This is a genomic window from Pseudomonadales bacterium (assembly GCA_013215025.1).
GTDB lineage: Bacteria > Pseudomonadota > Gammaproteobacteria > Pseudomonadales > DT-91 > DT-91.
This window is the reverse complement of sequence record JABSRR010000324.1, coordinates 1-1,770: the sequence shown is the minus strand read 5'-3', so window position 1 is coordinate 1,770 and position 1,770 is coordinate 1. Positions and strand designations below refer to the sequence as shown.

Annotated in this window: 1 protein-coding gene; it reads right to left on the bottom strand. The window is 43.4% G+C overall.

Annotated elements, in window-relative coordinates:
• Positions 1-93: 93 nt before the first annotated feature.
• On the bottom strand, positions 94-1,353 hold the full coding sequence (locus HRU21_13330) for an IS256 family transposase (GenBank protein ID NRA43265.1): 1,260 nt from the start codon (positions 1,351-1,353) through the stop codon (positions 94-96).
• Positions 1,354-1,770: the final 417 nt, after the last annotated feature.

Sequence of the window (1,770 nt, the reverse complement as noted above, 5' to 3'; positions counted from 1 at the left end):
ATCGTTTCACCGATAACTTAAAAATTAGTGGTAACTATCTAGTTGAATTTGAGAAAGTAGCTTAGTTCGGTATCCGTTTTTTCGGGGGATATATCAAGTTTTGGTGTTTGAGACGTCTAGCCGATCGGCGCTGACATCCTCTCTTACCCCGTCAACAAATTTAAATCTAGCATCAATTATATCCGCCATAAATTCCGGCCCATTAAGCCTCCTCCATCGAGCCTCTGCACATCTGGAAAGCTGAAAAACCATGGCAATGGTTGCCTTAGTACTGCCACATCCCTTGGTCTTGCGAGTCCTCAGTCTAACCGTAGCAAACATTGACTCGATTGGATTGGTTGACCTGATATGGGACCAGTGCTCTGCCGGGAAATTATAGAATTCTAACGTTTTCTCTTTGGTTTTGACCAGCTTGGCAACTGCTTTCGGGAACTTTGGTCCAAAAGACTTTTCAAAGCGCTTAAAGGCCTTCTCGGCCTCTTGTTTTGACTCGGCTTGATAGATATCATGGATCATTCTTTTTGCTTCAGGCTGCTTGGGTTTGGTTATGCTATCCAAAACATTTGCTGTTCTATGAACCCAACATCGCTGATGCTTTGTTGTTGGAAAGGTTTCATCCATCGCTGCCCAGAAACCCATGGCACCATCGCCGATAGCGAGCTTAGGTGGTGTTACCATTCCTCTGTCGCGAATTCTTTCCAGAAGTGCCGTCCAGCTTATTTTCGACTCCCTATACCCCGCTTCGATACCAAGGAGCTTTTTCTCGCCTTTGGCTGTTGCCCCAATAATGACGAGGATACACATTTTCTGGTCTTCACCAAGACGAATATTGAAATAGACACCATCGGCCCAGAGGTATACGATCCTGTCTGCTAAAGCTGAGTTTTGCCATTGGTCGTACTCTTCAAGCCATTTCGATTTCAGCTGAGTTACAGTGGACGCTGAGAATCCTTTCAGGTGTTGCCCGAGGAGGGGTTTCAGCGCCGATTCCATATCGGAGGAAGAAATACCCTTTAAATAAAGCCATGGAATCAGTTCTTCAATACTTTTCGATTTGCGAAGGTATGGAGGTAATACCTTGCTTTCAAAACCAGCTACACTGGTACCAGGCTTTTTCCTTAGCTTGGGCCTCGAAACGTCAAGTTCGCCTAGTCCTGTCTGAACTTTCCTGGTGGGAGCGTGGCCATTACGCGTCACCCGGATTTCCTGAGAGTTAACGTCTTTCAGGTAGTCATCTACCTCAGATTCGATAGCAGCGGTCAGCATTCTCTGAGCGCCATCTCTTAGGACTCTGGTGAGTAAATCTCTTGGATTTTCGGATAGGGATATGACATTATCGATGATACTTTTCACGGTGTAGACTCCAACTTTTTTATTGATGTGTGTTGGTCAGTTTACGCCGTCTTTTTTACCCCCTCAAACACCAAATTCTGCGATACCCCTCAATAAAGCTAGGCTGGCTAAACTTATAATTTAATCTAAATTACTACTATGATTAGGCTATAAGTTTGGATATAAAACAATTCATATAGTGTTTATAGACCTCATATCCAGATGGTAAAATCACTCTTACAGTAGCAGGTACTAAATTCAAGGTTAGCATAAGCTAGCCTTTTTAATTCCCTAATCATAGATCTCTTACAAGTCCCTTTTCGCAGTTCAGATTTTGGTTTTAGAACATGTCTCAGAAATTCATCCCGCTCTTGAAAACCAAAATCTGAACTACGAAACGCCACGAAAACTGTTTAGCTTTTTTGAGGTGGTTCTATG